This window comes from Thermococcus sp., assembly GCF_027052235.1.
Classification (GTDB): Archaea; Methanobacteriota_B; Thermococci; order Thermococcales; family Thermococcaceae; genus Thermococcus.
Genome location: NZ_JALUFF010000064.1, coordinates 38,241 through 58,468, shown reverse-complemented (window position 1 = coordinate 58,468; position 20,228 = coordinate 38,241). Strand labels below are relative to the sequence as shown.

Annotated in this window: 21 protein-coding genes; 9 read left to right on the top strand and 12 right to left on the bottom strand. The window is 53.7% G+C overall.

All coding sequences use genetic code 11. The annotated features are described in order from the left end of the window. The first annotated feature begins 2 nt into the window (after positions 1-2). Positions 3-524 (top strand): ferritin family protein, encoded by a 522-nt coding sequence (locus tag MVC73_RS08735; RefSeq protein WP_297509892.1) that lies wholly within the window; start codon positions 3-5, stop codon positions 522-524. Positions 525-558: 34 nt separating this feature from the next. Here the strand turns inward: MVC73_RS08735 and MVC73_RS08730 are convergent, their stop codons facing one another. The 3 genes from MVC73_RS08730 to dps are packed head-to-tail and all read right to left on the bottom strand — an operon-like array spanning position 559 to position 1,966. Then, positions 559-1,005 carry a ferritin family protein gene (locus tag MVC73_RS08730; RefSeq protein WP_297509891.1) on the bottom strand — a complete coding sequence of 149 codons (447 nt, stop codon included), beginning with the start codon at positions 1,003-1,005 and terminating at the stop codon, positions 559-561. Positions 1,006-1,062: 57 nt separating this feature from the next. Beyond that, positions 1,063-1,365 carry a ferritin family protein gene (locus tag MVC73_RS08725; RefSeq protein ID WP_297509785.1) on the bottom strand — a complete coding sequence of 101 codons (303 nt, stop codon included), beginning with the start codon at positions 1,363-1,365 and terminating at the stop codon, positions 1,063-1,065. A gap of 49 nt (positions 1,366-1,414) precedes the next feature. Continuing rightward, positions 1,415-1,966, bottom strand: a complete 552-nt coding sequence (gene dps / locus MVC73_RS08720) for a DNA protection during starvation protein (RefSeq protein WP_297509888.1) — start codon at positions 1,964-1,966, stop codon at positions 1,415-1,417. 104 nt (positions 1,967-2,070) lie between these two features. Here dps and MVC73_RS08715 point away from each other — a divergent pair, with 104 nt between their 5' ends. Then, positions 2,071-2,448 carry a Fur family transcriptional regulator gene (locus MVC73_RS08715; RefSeq protein WP_297509783.1) on the top strand — a complete coding sequence of 126 codons (378 nt, stop codon included), beginning with the start codon at positions 2,071-2,073 and terminating at the stop codon, positions 2,446-2,448. Position 2,449: 1 nt separating this feature from the next. Here MVC73_RS08715 and MVC73_RS08710 read toward each other — a convergent pair whose 3' ends face one another. Continuing rightward, entirely contained in the window at positions 2,450-2,926 is a 477-nt protein-coding gene (locus MVC73_RS08710; protein WP_297509885.1) for a ferritin family protein, read from the bottom strand. Positions 2,927-2,981: 55 nt separating this feature from the next. Between MVC73_RS08710 and MVC73_RS08705 the strand changes: the two genes are divergently transcribed. The 3 genes from MVC73_RS08705 to MVC73_RS08695 all read left to right on the top strand — a co-directional run bounded on the left by MVC73_RS08705 (position 2,982) and on the right by MVC73_RS08695 (position 5,230). After that, positions 2,982-3,527: a GNAT family N-acetyltransferase gene (locus tag MVC73_RS08705; RefSeq protein ID WP_297509780.1), complete on the top strand. Its 546-nt coding sequence runs from the start codon at positions 2,982-2,984 to the stop codon at positions 3,525-3,527. Continuing rightward, positions 3,514-4,509, top strand: a complete 996-nt coding sequence (locus MVC73_RS08700; RefSeq protein WP_297509777.1) for a TIGR01177 family methyltransferase — start codon at positions 3,514-3,516, stop codon at positions 4,507-4,509. The genes MVC73_RS08705 and MVC73_RS08700 overlap by 14 nt, the downstream gene beginning before the upstream one ends. 64 nt (positions 4,510-4,573) lie before the next feature. Continuing rightward, entirely contained in the window at positions 4,574-5,230 is a 657-nt protein-coding gene (locus MVC73_RS08695; protein WP_297509772.1) for a DUF257 family protein, read from the top strand. A gap of 2 nt (positions 5,231-5,232) precedes the next feature. On the opposite strand, the gene MVC73_RS08690 is transcribed toward MVC73_RS08695, so the two are convergent. The 7 genes from MVC73_RS08690 to MVC73_RS08660 form a co-directional block, all read right to left on the bottom strand. After that, on the bottom strand, positions 5,233-5,874 hold the full coding sequence (locus MVC73_RS08690) for an alanyl-tRNA editing protein (RefSeq protein ID WP_297509882.1): 642 nt from the start codon (positions 5,872-5,874) through the stop codon (positions 5,233-5,235). Between the two features lie 69 nt (positions 5,875-5,943). Next, positions 5,944-7,980, bottom strand: coding sequence for a CGP-CTERM sorting domain-containing protein (locus tag MVC73_RS08685; RefSeq protein WP_297509769.1), 2,037 nt, complete (start codon positions 7,978-7,980; stop codon positions 5,944-5,946). A 68-nt stretch (positions 7,981-8,048) separates the two neighbouring features. Then, positions 8,049-8,615, bottom strand: coding sequence for a DUF447 domain-containing protein (locus MVC73_RS08680; protein ID WP_297509766.1), 567 nt, complete (start codon positions 8,613-8,615; stop codon positions 8,049-8,051). Between the two features lie 14 nt (positions 8,616-8,629). Further along, positions 8,630-9,694 carry an ABC transporter ATP-binding protein gene (locus tag MVC73_RS08675; protein ID WP_297509877.1) on the bottom strand — a complete coding sequence of 355 codons (1,065 nt, stop codon included), beginning with the start codon at positions 9,692-9,694 and terminating at the stop codon, positions 8,630-8,632. 10 nt (positions 9,695-9,704) lie between these two features. After that, positions 9,705-11,552, bottom strand: coding sequence for an iron ABC transporter permease (locus tag MVC73_RS08670; protein ID WP_297509761.1), 1,848 nt, complete (start codon positions 11,550-11,552; stop codon positions 9,705-9,707). A gap of 131 nt (positions 11,553-11,683) precedes the next feature. Further along, positions 11,684-13,153, bottom strand: coding sequence for an ABC transporter substrate-binding protein (locus MVC73_RS08665; RefSeq protein ID WP_297509758.1), 1,470 nt, complete (start codon positions 13,151-13,153; stop codon positions 11,684-11,686). Between the two features lie 70 nt (positions 13,154-13,223). After that, positions 13,224-14,330: a CGP-CTERM sorting domain-containing protein gene (locus MVC73_RS08660; RefSeq protein WP_297509755.1), complete on the bottom strand. Its 1,107-nt coding sequence runs from the start codon at positions 14,328-14,330 to the stop codon at positions 13,224-13,226. A gap of 122 nt (positions 14,331-14,452) precedes the next feature. Between MVC73_RS08660 and MVC73_RS08655 the strand changes: the two genes are divergently transcribed. The 4 genes from MVC73_RS08655 (at position 14,453) to MVC73_RS08640 (ending at position 19,414) form a co-directional block, all read left to right on the top strand. Beyond that, positions 14,453-15,580 (top strand): tyrosine--tRNA ligase, encoded by a 1,128-nt coding sequence (locus MVC73_RS08655; protein ID WP_297509875.1) that lies wholly within the window; start codon positions 14,453-14,455, stop codon positions 15,578-15,580. A 23-nt stretch (positions 15,581-15,603) separates the two neighbouring features. Further along, positions 15,604-16,080 carry an Lrp/AsnC family transcriptional regulator gene (locus MVC73_RS08650; protein WP_297509753.1) on the top strand — a complete coding sequence of 159 codons (477 nt, stop codon included), beginning with the start codon at positions 15,604-15,606 and terminating at the stop codon, positions 16,078-16,080. Positions 16,081-16,116: 36 nt separating this feature from the next. Further along, positions 16,117-18,642, top strand: coding sequence for a DEAD/DEAH box helicase (locus MVC73_RS08645; RefSeq protein ID WP_297509873.1), 2,526 nt, complete (start codon positions 16,117-16,119; stop codon positions 18,640-18,642). Between the two features lie 88 nt (positions 18,643-18,730). Beyond that, positions 18,731-19,414 (top strand): DUF257 family protein, encoded by a 684-nt coding sequence (locus tag MVC73_RS08640; RefSeq protein WP_297509750.1) that lies wholly within the window; start codon positions 18,731-18,733, stop codon positions 19,412-19,414. Here MVC73_RS08640 and MVC73_RS08635 read toward each other — a convergent pair. Next, entirely contained in the window at positions 19,411-20,205 is a 795-nt protein-coding gene (locus tag MVC73_RS08635; RefSeq protein ID WP_297509747.1) for a DUF63 family protein, read from the bottom strand. The genes MVC73_RS08640 and MVC73_RS08635 overlap by 4 nt on opposite strands. Between the last annotated feature and the right edge of the window lie 23 nt (positions 20,206-20,228).

Here is a 20,228-nt window from a genome sequence, read left to right as displayed (position 1 = left end):
GCATGGTTCCCGAACTCGAAGAGGGACTTCCCCTCGAAAGGATTAAGGACTTCTCCCTTGAGGAGCTCCTTGGAATGGCGGTAAAGGCCGAGATAGGTGCCAGAAAGTTCTACGAGAGCCTCGCCGAGAGGGTTGACATCAGGGAACTCAGGGAAAAGATCGAGTGGCTTGCCGGTGAAGAAAAGAAGCACGAGGAGCTTTTGAGAAGAATCTATGAAAATATGTTCCCGGGAAAGGAAGTGGTCTTCCCAAAGGAGCACATAGGGCCTGAGCTCAAGCCCGTTGCCAGACAGCTCCATGGAGTGCAGGACATAATAGACCTCATTCGCTGGGCCATGAAGGCGGAGGAGATAGCCGCGAAGTTCTACGCAGAGCTGGAAAACATGGTCGAGGGCGAGGAGAAGAAAAGGCTGATGAGATATCTCAGCGACATGGAGTGGGGCCACTACTACAACCTCAAAGCTGAGTACGAGCTCCTTCTGGACTGGGCCATGTACAGCCAGATGATGAACGTCGGGCCGTGAGGCCCTTTCCAATTTTATAAAGAATGGAGAAAAGTCACTCCTTGTACTTCGCTATCAGCTCCGCAAGAAGCCTGTGGTGTTCCCTCTCATTCTCCACGAGGGCCTCGGCTATGCCCTTGAAGAGCGGGTGGGTCATCTTCTCAGCCATCTTCTGATAGGTCTGTATCATATCCTTCTCTATCTCAAGATGCATCTCGGCGAAGCGCTTCACTAAGGCCTTCTGCTCCGGCGAAAGCTCAACCTCCTTAAGCTCCTCAATCGGCCCCTCCGAGATTTTTCCCAGCTCTTTCTGGGCGTTGAGAATCGCCTCCATCAGGTGCTTGTGGATGACGGTGTCAACGGCTATGCGCAGGACTATCTCCTCAACCTTGGTGTACTTGAGTCCCTGCCCCTTTATCAGTTTCAAACCGTCGAGGTAGCTGGAGGCGGCCTTCTTCTCGGTCTCGTAGGCGTGTTTAACAAGTGGTTCGGACATGGCCATCACCACTACTAAATGGCATGAATATCCGATAAAGTTTTCGAATGAAAAAGAAAAGGCTCAGAGTTCGACCTTTATCCCCGTCTCCTCCTCGACTTCCTCGAAGCCCTCCTTCATGTACTTCGCGAGCTCCTCATCGACTTCGAAGAGGGCCGCGAGGAACTCCCCGAAGTGCTCCTTCTCCTCGTTGGCAACGTCAAGGAAGATACCCTTTATCCTCTCGTCTTCGATACCCTCGGCCAGCTGTTCGTAGATGTTTATTGCATCGAGCTCGGCCTCTATTGCCCACCTCAAGGCCTGGGCTATCTCCCTCTTGGTCAGGGGTCTGTCCCTAGGGAGCTCAAAGGGGTATTTGGCCAGCATTGTACCACCTCCCAGTCTTACTCGCAGGGCCTAATAACCCTTACCTCCATCACCTAAGGAACTTGGAAACGTAGGGACTCTCACCGGGTTTTCCGCGCCTGAAGTGACCGCTCGGCTTTCCTGTCAAAAGTTCCTCGAACCATGCCTCGTGTTCTATCTCCTCGTGGAGAATAGCAAGGGAGAGGTCATAGGTTCTCGGATCCTTGCCCATCGTGTAGTTGCATATCTCGGTGTAAACTCCAACCGCGCAACGCTCCGCCTGGAGGAGTACCTTCAGGATTTCCTCAACTGTTGGATTCTCTGGCAGGTAGGCGTCGCTACACCAGGCCATGTCCGCAAAGTCCCTAATATCCCTCGGAAGCTCGCCCCCGAGCTCGTAAATCCTCGGCACAAGGGCCTCGAAGTGGTTCCTGTCTTCGAGGCGTGCATCCTCGACGATTTCCTTTATGGTTTCGCCTTCCAGACCGGCCGAATGGTTCCTCAGCAGCGTGTAGTAGTAATAGGTCGTGAACTCCGCCGCGGCGGCCTTCAAAAGCATCTCCAAGAGCTTCTCTACGTCTATCCCAGCTTTCTCAACAAGCCTTCTGTTGTGTTCCGACATGGGTGTCACCAGTTATTAGTTGTTGCTTTTACTTAATAAACTTTTCTATTTAGAAGTTATTTCTATTTAGGAAGGCTTATAAAGGGGGTACCTTATTTCAGCCCATGTGGAAGGAAGAAGCTGTTGAAGCACTGAGGAAAAAAGGATACAAGATAACCCCCCAGAGGCTCAAGCTCCTCGAAGTCCTTGAAGAGATTGGAAAAAAGCATCCCTCCCTCGGCGAGGTTCACGAGAGGCTGAGGAGGGAATTCCCAACGGTCAGCTTTTCGACTTTGTACTCCAACGTCCTTACTCTGAAGGAGCTGGGACTGGTGGAGCTCTTCTCCCTTGAAGGGGAGACTAGAATAGAGGTAAACACAACCCCCCACGTCAACCTAATCGAGGGAGAGAAAATAATCGACGTCAATGACCCGGAGATAATAGAAGCCATACGGAGAAAAACGGGGAAGAACGTGAAGCTTGTCAACGTTCTGGTTGAATAGCTCAGTCCACCTCTAGGCTGAAGTCCTGGTAGTCCATCCATATGCCCGTCTTCATTATTGAATCGTACTGGGCCTTTAAGAGCTCGTAGTGAGCCTTCTCCACCTTCGCCAGCTGCTCGAAGATTCTCCTGACGCTCTCGTGCTCCGCTTCCTTCGCGGCTTTCTCGTAGAACTCCCAGGTTAACTTTTCCTGCTCCATTCCCACCTTTACGGCATCGACCTCACTCAGACTTTCTGGTTCCTTGACAAGTAAGCTACCAAGGAGCTCCTCACTTACCGCTGGGAGCTTGCACTCCTCGGCGACCCTCTCGAGGAAGGTCTTCTCGAACTCGTCCCAGTGCTCTGCCTCCTCCTTAGCCAGGAACAGGAACATCTTCCTGGCCCTCTCGTCCTTCGCCTTCCTAGCGAGCCTGATATAGAACTTAAGCTCGGCTTTTTCGACTTCAAGGGCTAAAGCCAAGGCTTCAAGCTCGTTCATAAGACCCACCAAATTATATTTAACCCGCACCCTTAATAAAACTTGGTGGGCAGTTGTGAGAATCGAAAGGGTCGAGAGGCCACTTGATGTGAAGGAAGAGCTTCTCAGGTTCGTGTTTGAAGTTTATCAGAGCACCAACGGGGCGTATCCGGCCCTTGAGTGGGCCGAGGAGAAGCCCTCAACTGACGACTTCGAGGGCTTTAAGCGAGTCTACGAGCCCTTCCTTGAGTTCAGGCTTGGTAAAGAGTTCGACGAGCTCTACGTCCTCAGAGACGGGGAAATCCTGGGCACGGTGGCGCTCGTCTACGACCTCTCCGGAAAAGGAGTTTGGTGGGTTCCCGAGGAGATAAGGGACGAAAAGACCGGTTTAATAGAGTTTTTCATGACCTCCCCTGAGGTGAGGGGAAAGGGCTACGGCTCGGTGCTCCTCTCCTTTGCAATTCAGCGGCTGAAAGACCTTGGAAAAACTCCCTATGTCGTAACATTCCCCAGCCTCAAAGCCTACTCCTACTACCTCGTGAAAGGCTTCGAAAAGGTTATGGACTACAAAGACTTCGTCGTCCTGAAGTACACGGGGAGGGGAGAGGGTGCTCTACGTTGAAATCCTCGGGAACTTCCCGGAGATGGCACAGGACGAGGTAAAGGCCATGCTTGAGCTGGCCGGAGGAGAGATCCTCGGCCGGGACTACCTTCTCCTGAAGGTCAGGGGAGACGGGAGAGCCTTTCCATACCTCGACAGGCTGGGCCTTGCCCACGAGTACGGGGAGCTGATTGTCGAGGCCGGTTCCATTGAAGAGCTCCTCAGGAAGGCGGAGAGAGAGGAGTGGCCAATCAGAGGGACTTTCAAGGTCGATACCGAGACAATGGCCAACTGCAGGCACAACGTTACTGACCTCCCGCGGAAGCTCGGGGCAGTCATCCACGCCCGGGGTTTTAGGGTGAACCTCTCAAGGCCCGACACCGTTGTCAGGGTTTACTGCGGTGAGAAACTCTACGCCGGAATAAGGCTCCGCTTCTTCGATCCGAAGGAATTCGAGATGAGAAAGGCCCACCGCAGGCCCTTCTTCAGGCCGATATCCCTTCACCCAAGGGTTTCCCGGGCTCTCGTAAACCTCACGAAGGCAAAAAAAGAGCTCCTCGACCCGATGATGGGGGCAGGAGGGATACTAATCGAGGCCGGTCTCATCGGCCTTAAGGTTTACGGTGTCGACATAAAGCCGGAGATGGTTAAGGGAGCTGAGAAGAATCTTAGGCACTACGGGATAAGGGATTACGTGCTTAAACTTGGGGACGCCACAAGACTGGAGGAGTTCTTTCCAGGAAAGCGCTTTGAGGCGGTGGCGACCGATCCCCCCTACGGAACCTCGGCAACTCTCGCGGGAAGAAAAAGGAACGACCTCTACAGGGCGGTTTTAAGGAGCATCTACAGCGTTCTACAGCCGGGAGGCAGGCTTGCCATAGCCTTTCCCGCGGACTTCAGGGGGGAGGAAGAGGCCGGAAAGCTCGGCTTCAGGCTGGTCGGAAAGTATTACCAGAGGGTTCATAAAAGCCTTGAAAGGTACTTTTACGTGTTCGAAAAATAAAAGGAGACGTTAATATCGAAACGTTTTTACGGCCCTTATCTTTTTCCAACATGAGGTGAGTATTATGGTCGATGAGAAGAGTGTATCGTTCGAAAAGTTCATACAGGAACTTCAACTTGGGGAGGATGTAATAATTGAATATACTCCAGAGGGACCCGTGCATATGCTCTTCTACGAAATCTTGAAGGGTCTTACCAACGGGGGTAAAGTTATAATAGTTGACGAACTCGACCAGCTCCACGTATTCAGGACTCACCTGCATCTCTCCGGCGTGGATACCTCTCTGATAGACGGCTCTCCGGTAATCAAGATGGGAGGCATAATCCCAACGGGAAACATACTCGGAAAAGTTGATCTGAACGAGGAGCCTCCGGTGCGGAAGAAGCACTATGAAGAAATCCTAAAACCCTTAACAGGGAAGCACAGGTTCAGGGTTGTGGTTGGTTTTGACAAGGTTCTTTTAAGCCATGAGAACGATCCAAAGGAAAGGGAGAGAATATTTGGGTACCTTCTCAGACCCCATCTTGGTGACAAAAGCCGCATCACCCTGTACATCATAAACAAGGACTTAATAAGCGACAAAATCTTAAAAGAGCTGAGGGAGCATGCAACCAGGGTTCTTGAGAGCAGGTTCGAGGGAAAGGGCTTTGAGCTGAGGGTCGTTAAGTCCATTATCCCTGAGGACTACGGGTACAGGGTCAGAGTTTTGATCGGGGAATGAACTCAGTCCTCAAGCCATATCTCAAGCCTCTGCTTTCCCCTTCCGAGACTGGAGCGCTTGAGCTTCTTTAGATGCCCTATCTCCTTTATATCCCTCACGTGGGTTCCACCACAGGGGATGACCTCGAAGTCCCTTATCTGGGTGTAGCGCGTTTCCCCTTCCCACCATATCTTCATCTCACCGCCCTCGTCAACGTAGCGGTTGAATGTCTCGATGATTTTCTCCTTGTACTTGTTGACGTTCTCGGGATAAACTATGTCGTAGCGCCCCTTCTCCGCGCTCATCCCGCTCCCGTAGAGCTCCCACTTCCCGGGAAGTACCTCATTGAGGACATGCTCTAAAAGATGCATTGCGCTGTGGATTCTCATGAGCTTGTAGCGGTAGTCCCAGTCTATTTTGAGCTCGACCTCATCCCCAACCCTGAACTTCTCCGGCTCGGCAACGACGTGCCAGACGTTCCCTTTTTCATCCTTATAAACGTCGAGAACCTCAACACCGTTTATGGTTCCCCTGTCATGGGGCTGGCCACCGCCTGTCGGGTAGAAAATCGTCTGGTCGAGGAGCAGGGCATTACCCTTGACCTCCAGAATCTTCGCTCTGGCCTCCTTAAGGTAGGCGTCTTCGTAGTAGAGCTTTCTTGTCATGGCCTTCACCGGAGATAAATTGGAGAAGTCGTTTAAATGGATATCGAAAGAAAAGTAGAGGGAAAAAGTTCACTTTCTCTTCCTTAGGAGGAGTGGTAGGACTGCCAGTGCCACCACGAGGGCCGGTCCGCAGACCTTGTTGGTGGTGGAAGTTGAAGTTGAACTCGTCTTGGACGCCTGTGATGAAGTTGTGGCCTTGGTGGTCTCGGTGCCTATGGCGAGCTCCTTGGTTATGGTTGCCCTGTTGCCGTAGAAGTCCTCTGCGACGATTTCAAGCTTGTAGTTGCCCTTCTCAAGAGCTGGGAACTCAAGGATGTAGAAGTTGTCGCCGGGCTTTCCGCTGGCAGGTTCGGCCGGGAACTTGGTAACCTTTCCGAACTTAACTGGATTGCCGTTGGAGTCGTATACGACCGCGTAGAGGTTCCTGAGGCCGAGGTTGTCGCTGGCCACTATGTAGGCCATGAACGGGGACTTCGGGCGCGGACGACTCGGCTGGAGATAGGCTATCTGAACCTGTGGCTTTTCGGTGTCCTTGGCGGTGTCAACGACTATCTGGGACACTCCAGTTGGCACGGTGAGGTTGACGAGCATGTAGTACCTGTCGCCAATCTGCCTCTCGCCGATGACCTTGTAGGTGACGTTGGTCACGCTCGGGTCAACTTTGGCGCCCTTGGGTATCTCCAGCACTATCGGCCCGCTGATGCTCTCGTTGAGCTCGTTGATGAACTTTACCGCCGAGCCAAGCTCGCTCTCATGCCTGAAGACTATGAACTCCTGCGGAACAGGAACGCTCATAAAATCGCTCTGAACCTTGTTGTTCTTTATGTTCACGTGAACGTAGGGCATCGAAACGCTCCCGTTCTCGCTTATAACAACGAGGTTGCTACCGTACCAAGTCGGGCTGTGGGTCTTTATGGTCTGCGGGTTGGTCTCCTTGTCCGGCGCGCCGGTGCTTGTGAGGGTCACGAAGTAATGCCTGTTGCCGCTCTTGTCGATGTAGAGCCAGAACATGTCGTGGTGGATGTGACCACTCATTGTGAGCGGGATGTTGTACTTGACGACGTCCTCAAGGAAGCGCTTGGCGACCTCCTGGTTGGCACCCCAGTAGCGCCCGATGTAGTCCTTAATCTGATCCCAGTCAGTGCTTGGGTCAAGGCCCTTGATAATTCCACCCAGGTAGTTCCAGCGCGGTGCAAAGAAGAACGGGTGGTGGTAGAGGACTATCGGCGTGTAGCCCTTGTGCTCGTCGAGAACCTTCTCCATCCACTCGATTTCGTCCATCGTCGGGTAACCTCTATCGCCACCGGTGTCGAGGCCGATTATTATGAACTTCCCAATTGTTATGTAAAAGTACCTCGGCCCGAGGAGCTGGGTGTAGACCGTCGGCGGATCGTCGTGGTTGCCCTTGATTCCGACGACGGGCAGTCCAGCTGCGGTGGCCTTCTTTACGATGTTGAACATGATGTTGTAACCGGTGAGGTCACTGCTCGTATCAACCTCGTCTCCCGTGTTTATCAACAGCGTCGCGCCCTTCATCGCCCAGTAGGTGTAGGCGCTGTCGGTGGCAACGACACTGTGGAGCGGTATCGGGTTGGAGCACATCTGTTCGAGCTTGTAGATGTCCCTCTGGAAGTACTCCCCGCAGACAAAGCCGACCTTGGAACCGCTGGTCACGTGGGTGTCGCTCACCCATGCGAGCTTAAGCGTCTTCGGCCACTCCTTGAAGACCTTGAGGCCGTTCGGGAGGACAAGGGTTCCCTTGTTGGTCTTGATTATCAGGAAGTAGTCGTCGGGCACTATGTCCTCGGGAACCGCTACCACCGCATAGTTTTTTCCTCCTTTACTGAAGCTCGCATCTAGAATGTGGAGCTGGTAGGGACCGTGGAGTATCGAAACGGCGGTTATTGAGTCTATGCTGTTGATGTCACCCCTAAAGTAGAGCGTGAAGTTCCCTCCCGGGACTGCCATCGCGGGAACTACCGGGGCCGGCTGGTAGAGGAACTTGCTGTAGGTGTAGGAGTACTCGCTTGCCGAAACTGTGCCCACGTTGGCGATGGCCATTGCACTGAACAGAACAACGAACAGGGCCAAGAGGCGCCTCTTCATGGTATCACCTGAGAAAGGGGAGAAAAATTGCTTAAAACATTTCCCTACCCATCTTTGGGTAACACTGCCTACTGGCTTCGGTCTAAACGGCCGATTATGTATTCGGCGCTCTCTGAGGAACCGCCGAGGCGACGGTAGGTAGTGTAAAGCCTGAGTATCTCGTCCCTGATGGCTTTTCTTGGGGAGACAAGATAACGCGTAAAGAGAACGGCCATCTCCACGAGGAGGCAGTCTGCCCTCGTGAAGGGCCTCTGAGGGAGCCTGCCGGGGATTTCCTCCTCGGGCTTTAGGCTACACTTTAAAACTTTGGTCTCGCCAATCTCGTCCCTCCAGGTTTCCTCGGCACAGCTGGCCTCTCCCAGCCACCCCGGAAGTCCTTTGATCCAGCGGTAGGGTTCCCGCTCCTCGAACTCCAGCTCAACGGGAAGGTTCAACGCGGTTCTCACGAGTAGCTCGGGGTCGTTGGTTGCCTGGATTGCCACGTGGCTGTCAACCTTAAGCTCTCTGAAGCTCTTTCCAGGGAAGAGCTTGAAGTTCAGAGAATTTCCCCTCCGGACAACCCCGACCGGGGTAACGTTTGTTCTCGTAACGAGGAGCATCTCGTATAGGAGGTTCTCCACGAGCAAGTCGACCACCAAAAGAAAAGGGATTAGAGCTGCTTGGGGAGGACTATTATGTCGTCCCTGTCTATGTAGAATGTCACCGGGTTAGTCGGCCTCAGGCCGGCGACCTCTTTGTCGCTTATCGTTCTGGCGATTATCCTCAGCTCGCCCTCGAAGAGGGCCACTATCTCCGTGAAGAAGCCATAGTACTCGATGAGGTCAACCGTTCCAGTGAGGGAGACGGTGTTGTCGCCGGGCTTGAGCTTTATCCTCTCCGGCCTGATGACCAGCACAACGTTGTCGCTCTTCTCGGTGTAGTGGAGACCGTCGAGGCGGAAGCTACCGAACTCAACGGTAACGCGGTCGCCGTTCCTCTCAACGACCTTGGCCGGGATAACGTTGGTCTTGCCCATGAAGCTCGCAACGAACTCCGTCCTTGGCTTCTCGTAGATTTCCCTCGGTGTTCCAATCTGCTCTATTGTCCCGACGTTCATGACGGCTATTCTGTCACTTATCGCCATTGCCTCCTCCTGGTCGTGGGTGACGTAGATAACCGTTATTCCGAGCTCGCGCTGTATGCGCCTTATCTCCGAGCGCATCTCAAGCCTGAGCTTCGCGTCGAGGTTGCTCAACGGCTCGTCGAGGAGCAGAACCTTGGGCTCAACGACCAAAGCTCTGGCTATGGCGACACGCTGCTGCTGTCCACCGCTCAGCTGGGTAGGATAGCGGTTCTCGAAGCCCTTGAGCTTGACCAGTTCGAGGGCCCACTCGACCTTCTTCCTTATCTCTTCCTTGGGAACCTTCCTTATCTTGAGGCCGTAGGCGACGTTGTCAAAGACGGTCATGTGGGGCCAGAGGGCGTAGTTCTGGAAGACAAGCACGGCACCCCTCTCGTAGGAGGGGAGGTAGGTCACCTCCTCATCGCCGAAGTAGATGTGCCCGGTGTCGGGATAATCGAGGCCCGCTATGATTCTCAGTGTCGTCGACTTTCCACACCCGCTCGGGCCGAGCAGTGTGAAGAGCTCCCTGTGCTTTATGCTGAGGCTTATACCCTTGAGGGCGGTCGTTCCATCAAAGGTCTTGACGATGTTTTCAAGCTTAACGTCAACCATCTCCATCACCTCATGTGAGACCTATGAAGGAGTACCTCTGCTTGGTTATCACGTTGGCTATCACAATGGCCGTTATCTGGACGACCATCAGGAACACACCCAGCGCGGCGGCGAGGTTGGCGCTACCCACAGCGCCTATGATCAGCTCCTTCATCTTCGCCGTTATCGGGTACCATGTGGAGTTTATCGAACCGAGTGTGATGCCGACGCTGGTCTCGCTCATACAGTAAACGAAGCTGAGCATCGCACCTCCGAGGAGGTTGAGGTATATCAGAGGTAGAAGGACGCTGGTGAGTGCCTTCCACCTGCCAGCCCCGAGGTTCATAGCTGCCTCCTCAAGGGACACGTGAACCTGCTGAATTCCAGCCGATATTGAGCGTGCCGCAAAGGGAAGACGCCTTATCGAGTAGGCGAGGATGAGAGCCGCTCCCGGGAAGAAGTACAGCAGGTTTGTGGGGTCGAGAATGCTGCCCTTAAATGGGGGCACGCTTGAGAAGAAGAAGAAATAGCTCATCGCTATGACTATTCCCGGCACCGCTATCGGTATCGTCGCAAGGCTATCGAGTATCGGGGAGAGCTTTGCCTTCTTGAACCTTCCGGAGGCATAGGAGGCCGTCAGCGAGAGGAGGATTATTATGACGATGGCAACGGTCGAATAGAGAAGGCTGTTCTCTATGACCCTCACTATATCAGGCTGGGTGAGGATCGCCTTCATGTTCTCCAGCGTAAACTCGCTCGGCCACGTTCCGTACCAGCTCTTCGAGAAGGCCAGAAGGACAACGCCTATCTGCGGGAATATCGTCAGGAGGAGCGTTGGGATTGCTACAAATGCTATGAGTAACGCCTGCCACCACTTGGGCTTTGCAACCCTCGGCTTCCACCTGCCGCCCTTGCTCAGCATAGCGTACTGCCTCAGGCCGACGTACCATCTGACGGCAAGGAACATTATGAGGGCTATCGTGAGCATTACGAGTGCCAGAGCTGCCATCTGGGGATTCCCGACGGCGAAGCCGGAGACGAAGGAGCTGTAAATCTGGTATGACATGAGCTTCTTCGCGATGTTGCTGCCCTGAAAGACGATTGGCGCGGCGAGGTCTTCAAGGCTGAAGATTCCAACGAGGATCGCACCGGCGGTTATACCGGGCAGGGCGAGCGGGAAGGTCACAGTCCTGAAGAGGTGGAAGCCCCTGCTCCCAAGGTTCTCGGCCTGCTCCTCAAGGCTGGGGTCGATGTTTATGAAGCTCGCGTAAGCGTTGAGGTAGACTATCGGGTAGTAAGTTATTGTCTGGGCTATGATGACGCCTATCAGACCATCGATCCAGACCGGTTTGGGGAAGAGGTGGAGGTGCTTGTAGAATATCCAGTTGATAAGCCCGTCGGGCAGGAACATCTTTTTGACGACGACAACGTTGACGAAGGGCGTCACGAGGAGCGGGATGAAGAGGAGAACCCTCATTATGTTCTTGCCCGGGAAGTCGTAGCGGGCCATTATGAATGCGAAGCTCGTTCCGAGTATTGTCGTCAGTATCATGACGCTTATCGAGACTATTATCGAGTTCAGGACGACTCCGAAATCCTTGCCAAGGAGGTAGTAAACCTCCTGGTCACCGTAGGGTCTCGTCGTCACAAGGTATCCCCCTGGATGGAGCGGATTGAAGTAATAGCTCGACCCGAAGATGCTCTTGAACCAGTAGAGCGATATATGGCCGTTGTACTCGAAGGCCGTTGCCAGCATCACGAGGACGGGTATCACCAAAAAGGCTATGAGGTACAGCAGGGGAAACAGGAAGGACGTCATGACGACGGCATCCGGAAGGGGCGTTCCAAAGAGTCTTTCGCTCCACTTGCTAACCTTCATGACAGAATCACCTCGCCTTTTATAGCCACTCTCAACCTAAGCGGGGATTGGCGAGAAACATTTAAATGTTTCTGAAAAGGGCGTGGAAAGAGGGAGAAAAGTAGAGGAAGGTCTTGACTGCTTCCTGTAAATCAGCTACCTTCCATGCTCTTGAGGTCGCTCAGCACCTTGTTGTACTTGTCGATTGCAGCCTGGCGCCACTCCTGCATGAGCTGGCTCTGGAAGCCCGCATCGGTGGCTATCTTGTCGTTTATTTTAGCTGCGTAGTCCTCGGTGAAGGTAACCGTCTGTCCGCTCAGCGGGTCTTTGAACTGTATCGGGTCTGTCAGCTCTTTCTTGAGCTTCTCGAACTGATCCTTGGTTATCTTTCCGTCCTTGTAAGCCTTTACGATTGCCATCCATGCTTGGTGGAGCGGGCCGTTCGCGTCGATGAGGGTTGCCTTGAAGTAGTACTGGAGGGAGTTAACTGTCTTGAGGGCCCTCGCGTCGTCGAAGGGTATTCCCTTGCTGGTTATGGAGAGCTTGTAGGCCTTGAGAAGCGCCGGCCTTGCCTCGGCGTAGGTCTTTCCTGCGTACTTGCCGTTGAAGAGAACCTTAGCCTCCTGCTCTGTGATGGTCTTGTTGAATATCGCCTCGTTTATCGGGAGCCTGTTGATGTCGGGGCTCATCCAGACGGCCTGTCCCTCGGTAAGAACCCAGTAGATAAAGGCCTGGGCCTCGGTGGGGTGCTTGCTGTACTTGAGCAGGGCTATCGGGTCTCCGTTGATGATGCTCTCCCCCTCGGGGATGACGTAGATACAATTCGGGTTCTGCTTCATTGCGGTGTAGCCGTAGAAGTCAATGGTGTTTCCAGCCGCAATCTCACCGTTTATGACGGCATCCCTGACGGCGTCACTTGCCTCGTATATCCTTGAGTTAGCGGCTATTATCGTCATTATGCGCCAGCCCTCCTCCCATCCAAAGGCCTGGAGGATGATCTGGTAAATCCTCGTGTTGGAGGTGCTCCTAGTCGGGTCGGCTATGCCGTACATCGGCGGGTCACGGGCCCAGTCAACTGAAGCAATGTCCTCCCACTTCTTGGGGAACGGGAGGTTCTGCTTCTGGAGAATCTGCTTGTTGACGGTGAAACCGAAGGACGAGAGGGCCGCGGCTATCCAATAAACCTTGGTTCCGTTCTTCCTTATCATTGCCATGCCGGCCAGCTCGGTCGGTATCTGCTTGCCGAGGAGGTCGAGTATCTTCTGGTCGGTTATCGGCTGGAGATAGCCCATCTTGTACATGTCATCGAAGAGGGTCGGTCCTCCACCCCAGCCAATGTCCGCTCCTTGCTTGATGTACTGGGGCCAGAGGGCCTCTGGAACGTTGATGAACTTGAGGTTGGTGATGTGGTACTTCTTCGCTATGTCGCTCTGAAGGAAGAGTTGCTTGACCTTGTACTGGATCGTTGTGTCGTGCCTGGTAACGATTACGAGGGTTATTCCCTTACCGCCGGCGGTGCCGGTGCCCGTTCCGCTGGAGGTTCCTCCTCCGCTTATACACCCACTGGCAACCACACTAAGGCCGAGCAACAGAATGACGAGAAGACCGAACAGCTTCCTCATGGCGATCCCCACCCCCTATTGGAAACCTTCCTAAAAAAGGTGTTGGTTCAACAATATAAAAAAGGAGGGGTCACTTCCTCCTCCTGAGGAGGAGCGGAACTACCGCGAGTCCGACTATCGCAGCCGGCCCGCAGACTTTGCCCTTGCTTGAAGTGCTGGCACTGGACTGTGGGGATGCGCTGGAGCTTGAGCTTGTGGGGGTACCCTTGGTCATCTCAAGGCTCCAGTGGAGGAAGTTAGTTATGAAAGTTGGACCATCGAGCGGAACATCGTAGTACTTGCTGACCCACATAGGCTCGTAGCCACCGATGGGGGTCTCACCGCTGACGATTATGACGTTTGGCTTCTTGCCCTCCTCGCTAACGATCTGGACGGCAACTATCGGGAACTCGCCCTGGTCACCGGCCTGATAGGCGTTTGCCGCTGGAGCGTTGTTCTCGACTATCTGACCGTTCTTGGTAGTTCTGACGATAATATAGGCATTCTTTGGCCTGCTGCTGTCGTTAAGCGGGTGCCAGTTGCCGTTGTCATCAACCCAAGCAACGACGCCCGGACCGTGGGCGAGTATCTTACCGCCGTTCTTGAAGCCCTTGGTTATCATGTCCTTCTCCGGAGTGTCGGGACTGGGCTTGACGATGGCAACTACACGGTAGGACTTTCCACCGGCGTTGCTGACCGGGTCCTCAACGGAACAGAGGTCAACGCGGAGGTTGGTAATTCCGAGCTGGTCGAGGAGGCTGTCAACGAACTGCTGGGTCTTGACACCGTTTCCGTAATCGCTGTCACCGGCAACCCAGAGGACATGCCCGCCCTCGGCGAGCCACTGCTTGATGGCCTGAACCTCGTCCGGGTAGAACGGGCTGCTTGGCTGTCCTATGATGAGGATGTCAACGCCCTTGAGGGCATCGTAGGTTATCTTCTGACCAAGCCCCTTGATTCCAAGCTCTTCCTCGTACTTGGGGTCTCCAAAGTAAACGAACTTCATGTCCTTGATCGTGCTGAGTATTCCCGCCGTCAGGGTTTCGTTCTTATAGGTAACGTCCAGAAGGCCCTTCGGGTTCTCACCGTGGGCCAGATCAACTGCAACGGTCGGTGTTGTCCCTGCGGCGCTGGTCATTGCGGTTCCAAAGAGACCAAACAAAACGAAAGCCGCTATGAGTATCGCAGCCTTCCTCATGGTATCACCGGGTTATCTAACGGAAAAGAAGTTATAAATCTTATGAATGAAAGTTTAACTCGCTTGAAAAACTTCCGCAAAGCCCTTAAAGGCTTTCGCCTTTTCCGGCTTAGGTGATAGAGATGGACATCGAGGAGAAGATTGAGCTCATCAAGAGAAAGCCCACGGAGGAACTCCTAACGGAGGAAAACCTGAGGCTTCTCCTTGAGGTTGGTGCACCGCTCCAGCACTACATAGGCTTTGAGATAAGCGGTTACATTCACCTCGGAACCGGACTGATGGCTGGAGCCAAGATAGCCGACCTCCAGAAGGCTGGCGTTAAAACGAGGGTTTTCCTCGCAGACTGGCACAGCTGGATAAACGACAAGCTCGGTGGAGACCTTGAGACAATCCAGAAGGTTGCACTGACCTACTTCAAGGAGGGCATGAAGCAGAGCATAAAGGTCATGGGTGGCGACCCGGATAAGGTGGAGTTCGTGCTCGCGAGTGAGATACTTGAGAAGGGCGATTACTGGCAGACCGTCATAGACATCTCGAAGAACGTCACTCTGAGCAGGGTCATGAGGTCGATAACGATAATGGGAAGGCAGATGGGAGAGGCCATAGACTTCGCCAAGCTGATATACCCGATGATGCAGGTGGCGGACATCTTCTACCAGGGTGTCACCATAGCCCACGCCGGCCTCGATCAGAGGAAGGCCCACGTCATAGCGATTGAGGTGGCTCAGAAGCTCAGGTACCACCCCCTCGAATGGAAGGGCGAGAAGCTCAAGCCGGTCGCTCTGCACCACCACCTCCTCCTCGGCCTGCAGGAGCCACCGATCTGGCCGATAGAGAGCGAGGAGCAGTTCAAAGAGCTGAAGACCCAGATGAAGATGAGCAAGAGCAAGCCCTACTCGGCCGTCTTTATCCACGACAGCCCAGAGGAGATAAAGCAAAAGCTCAGGAAGGCCTTCTGTCCCGCTAAAGAGGTCAACTACAATCCCGTCCTCGACTGGGCCGAGTACATAATCTTCCGCGAAGAGCCGACAGAGTTCACCATCCACAGGCCGGCCAAGTTCGGCGGTGATGTAACATACACAACCTTCGAGGAACTCAAGAGGGACTTCGCCGAAGGAAAGCTCCATCCGCTCGACCTCAAGAACGGTGTAGCTGAGTACCTCATCGAACTACTCAAGCCCGTCAGGGAGTACTTTGAAAAGCACCCAGAACCGCTTGAGCTCATGAGGGAGGTAAGGATAACCCGCTGATTTCCAAATTTTTGGTGGAGCAGATGCCGAGGGTAGATGACAAGGACAGGGAACTGCTGAGGATTCTCAGGGAAAACGGGAGGATAACCCTGACCGAGCTTGGGAAGCTCCTCAACCTTTCACCCGCGAGCGTGAAGAACAGGCTGGAAAAGCTCGAAAGGCTAGGTGCGATAAGGGGCTACTCAGCGGTTGTTGATCCTGCCTTCCTAGACGAGTTCATCTCGGCCCTGCTGAGCCTGCGCTTCGAGCACTTTGACGAGGCGCTACGCATTGAGCTCAGGAAGGTTGCATCCCTCAAGAACGTCGAGTTCCTCTACGTGAAGACCGGGGACTACCAGGTAATCATGAAGGCAACTTTTGAAGACATGGATGCTCTGAGGCGCTTCATCGAGAGGCTCAAGGCTTTGTTCGGGAGAAACTTAAAGTTCATCGAGGTCAACCTCATCGAGGAGGAACTCAAAGACTGCTGGGTTGCCTATGAGGAGGCCTCCCGACACTGAGCTGTGATGAATGGACGGCTCCCCGAGGCGGTAAAGATGCTCTTCGTTGTGAGACCCGGGAGGAAGAGGAACGAACTTGAGGCCTTCTTCATCGAGAAAGAACCTGAAAAGCTCTCCCAGATGCAGGGGCTTAAGGCTGACAGGGTTTACCGCTTCATAATGCGCGAGGGAAGGCTCTTCAAGGTCCTTGAGGGGAGCCAGTACAGGAATCCGAAGGAGATAGAGAAGCTACTCAGGAGTGCCAGAATAGTGCTTGTAAACGCCGATGAGTGGGAGGACTACTTCAAAAGGAGGCTCCAGAACAGGAGGGTTGAGAAGGCCGAGCTCTGTCGTCTCTGCCTACTTGAGGGCAGAATCACCGTCCTGACTGAGGGCAACAGGATAAAGTACCGCAACGAGTACATCTGCGAGCGCTGTGCCGAGGACGAGCTTAAAAGGGAACTCCGCTTCCGCTTCAACAGCGTGGCAATGTTCGACCAGGCGAAGAAGCTCCTGGAGAGATTTAGAGACCTTGACAAAGTCCTCTACGCCTTCGACCCGCGCTTCGACCCTACGAGGCATCCAGAGATTACCAAGTGGGACGAGCTCAAGGCAAAGCACGTTAAGGTTGAGAGAATTAAGGTCGATGAGCTCCCACTGCCAGAGAAGTTCAAGGAAGTCCTGAAGGGGGAAGGCGTAAACGAGCTCCTCCCGGTTCAGAGTTTGGCCGTGAAAAACGGCCTCCTCAGTGGAGAGAACCTGCTCGTCGTTTCGGCAACGGCGAGCGGTAAAACCCTAATCGGTGAGCTAGCTGGAATTCCAAAGGCGATGGAAGGCAAAAAGATGCTCTTCCTGGTGCCGCTGGTGGCCCTCGCAAACCAGAAGTACGAGGACTTCAAAAGGAGGTATTCCAAACTCGGCCTTAGGGTTGCCATCCGCGTTGGCATGAGCAGGATAAAGACGAGGGACGAGCTAGTCGTTGTCGATACGGGCATTGACGCGGACATAATCGTCGGAACCTATGAGGGGATAGACTACCTTCTCAGGGCTGGAAGAAGGATAGGCAACGTCGGGACGATAGTTATAGACGAAATCCACACGCTGGACGACGAGGAGCGCGGGCCCCGGTTGGACGGCCTTATCGCGAGGTTGAGGAGACTCTATCCGAAGGCCCAGTTCATAGGTCTGAGCGCGACCGTTGGAAACCCTGAGGAGCTGGCAAAGGAACTCGGGCTGAAGCTGGTGCTCTACGATGAGAGGCCCGTTGACCTTGAGAGGCACGTGATAATAGCGAGAAACGAGAGCGAGAAGTGGAGGTACATAGCTAACCTCTGCAAAGCAGAGGCAACGAGAAAGTCGAGGCAGGGCTACAGAGGCCAGACGATAGTCTTCACCTTCTCGCGCAAGAGAACCCACGAGCTTTCAGCGTATCTCACGAGCAAAGGCCTCAAAGCGAAGCCCTATCACTCCGGGTTACCCTACAGGCAGAGGAAGCTAACTGAGATGGAGTTTCTGGCACAGAGACTCGACGTCGTTGTCACGACCGCGGCTCTCGGAGCTGGCGTTGATTTTCCGGCATCTCAGGTCATCTTTGAGAGCCTCGCGATGGGCAACAAGTGGCTCAGCGTTAGGGAGTTCCACCAGATGCTCGGAAGGGCTGGAAGGCCTCTCTACCACGAGAAGGGGAAGGTTTATCTCATAGTCGAGCCCGGGAGGAAGTATTCGGCCGGGATGGAGGGGACTGAGGATGAAGTGGCGTTTAAGCTTCTGACAGCTCCGATAGAGCCGGTAACGGTCGAATGGAGCGATGAGCTTGAGCAGGACAACGTCTTAGCTCATTCCTGCGTCTTCAACAGGCTTGAGGTCATCGAGGAAGTTCAGGCGAGATGTCTTGGGGCGAACCAGAGCGCCGAGAAAGTTCTGGAAAAGCTTGAGGAGTTCGGGCTTGTAAGGCTGAAGAGGCCCTTCGTCGAGGTTACACCTTACGGAAGGGCCGTGAGCATGAGCTTTCTCCTGCCTAAGGAGGCCGAGTTCATAAGAACCAGCCTCGGGAAAAAGCCCGCCCGGTGGATAGCGGTTAAGCTTTTGCCCTTTGAGAACCTCTATTTGAGCGGAACCCTCCAGAGGGAGCTTGAAGGTGCCGTAAGGGGAAGGATAAGCGCCAACGTTTTCTCTTCGAGCTTTTCGGCTATCCTTGAGGAGCTCGACAGGGTTATTCCCGAGTTAAACCCAAATTCAGCTGAGAGGCTCTTCACCATTTACCAGGACTTCTTCATGTGCGGTGAAGAGGATTGCACCGAGTACGCGATGGAGAGGGCAAGCAACCTAATAATCGAACTTAGACGGAGCGGAAAACATCCGAGCCAGATAGCGGAGCACTTCAGAAAGATCTATGGCCTGATAGTCTATCCCGGCGACGTCTTCACGTGGCTCGACGGTGTGGTGAGGAAGCTTGAGGCAATAGAAAGAATAGCTAGGGTCTTCAGGGTTAGAACCACGGAGGAAGAGGCTAAAATCCTGAAGAGGGAGATTGAGGAGGGTAGGGAACTGAAAGCCCGGAGAAAACGAAACGTCACCGGCTGAAACAATCATATTGCCATCGACCCATTCAAAGATCCGTTACAGGAACTTATTTAAGTTCTAAAACCTCAGATTAGAGGGGTGTTCCAATATGGAGGACACTTCTCTGCCGATGTACAGAGTCTGGGAAGGGACTTACTGGGGCGAACTCGGTCTGATAGCGTTTGATAGCACGGCCTTTCCGAGCCTCGTTTTTCTGACCTGCGTAAACTGGGCACGGAAGAACGGTTACAACATCGTCGTCATTGACGTCCTCGACACATTCAGGGAATACCAATCGCACCTTTCGCTCCTTGGAATACCAAGGGATAGGTACGACAATGTGAAGGTGATAAAGGTCGGCGGACGCTATGAGGTTGGCAAAATAATCAAGAAGATATCAAGAATCGAGGAAGCAAAGATTGAGAGGGAACTAACCCCCATCCTGGTGGAAGAGTACTCAACGAAAACAGTCGTAGTTATATTAGGGATCTCGAAGGTCTTCGCGCTTTACTCCCCAAAGGATGCCATTTCCCTCGTGGACTACTTCCTGGGCTTTGCCGGGAACGAAAATGGAAAAACGTTTTACTTTGTTAACGTTGATCTTATGAAGAGCGCTGCCCCAATGGTTCTCCCGATGATGAACTCAATCTGCACAACGGTTGTTGAAGTCGTGAAAAGGCCCAGAAGACAGGGTGTGCGGATTGTTAAGGCACTGAATTTCAGTCTCGAAGGCTTTTCTGTGGGGAAAGATTTAGAGAACGCGGCCATAGAGGTAATGCATGATCTGGACTAAACCTGAAGGATCATCTGGCTCGGGTCCCTGATTGCCGGCCCAAGACCGAGGATATAGATTGCAAGGTACCAGAAGCGCCTCTCCTCCTCGTCAAGGACGAGGTATTTTAGGCCGTAGTAAACCACCAGGAGGATGAGCGTTATCCATGGGTAATAGACGTAGGCCCCGAACCAGTTGACCAGGTAGCTCTCCACCCAGTGAACCTCACGGTAGCCGTAGAAGTGGATTGCAACCACCGTTGAGGCGACGTCGAAGTAGTGCGCCAGAACGGGGTAGAGGTAGAGCCTGTCGAAGGGCCTCCAGCGGTAGTAGGCCAGAACGACCGCCCAGCTGATGGCCGTGTGGAGAAGTGTAAGGCCGTAGGGCCTCCAGTTTTTCGCGTTTACAATCAGGAGGTATGTGGCCCACAGGGCAAGAACGCTTCCCCAGGCGACTGTTATCTTCGGGTAAGTCCCGGCCTTTGCATCGAGGGCTATCGCAGGGACTATGAGCGCGAAGGCGGTAAAGAATATCCCCGGGGTCAGAATCAGCGGATTCTGGGGGAGCACTCCCCCGTCAACGAGGGCCCTCACAGTTGCCCCGAAGATCACCATCGGGGTGACGGCCCAGAAGAGCCTTTCATCAACCGGTATCCTGAGGGGTTTTATTATGTAGCGGTAACTGTAGATGACGCCGAAACCGAAGAGCAGGGCGTAAACGAAGGTGTTTACGGCGTTGTAGCCACTCCTAGTGAACATCGGCTCCCAGAAGTAGTTGTAGAAGAACTGCCAGAGCTCCGTCTCAAGGCCCATTCTACCACCCGCCCATCCTCGGG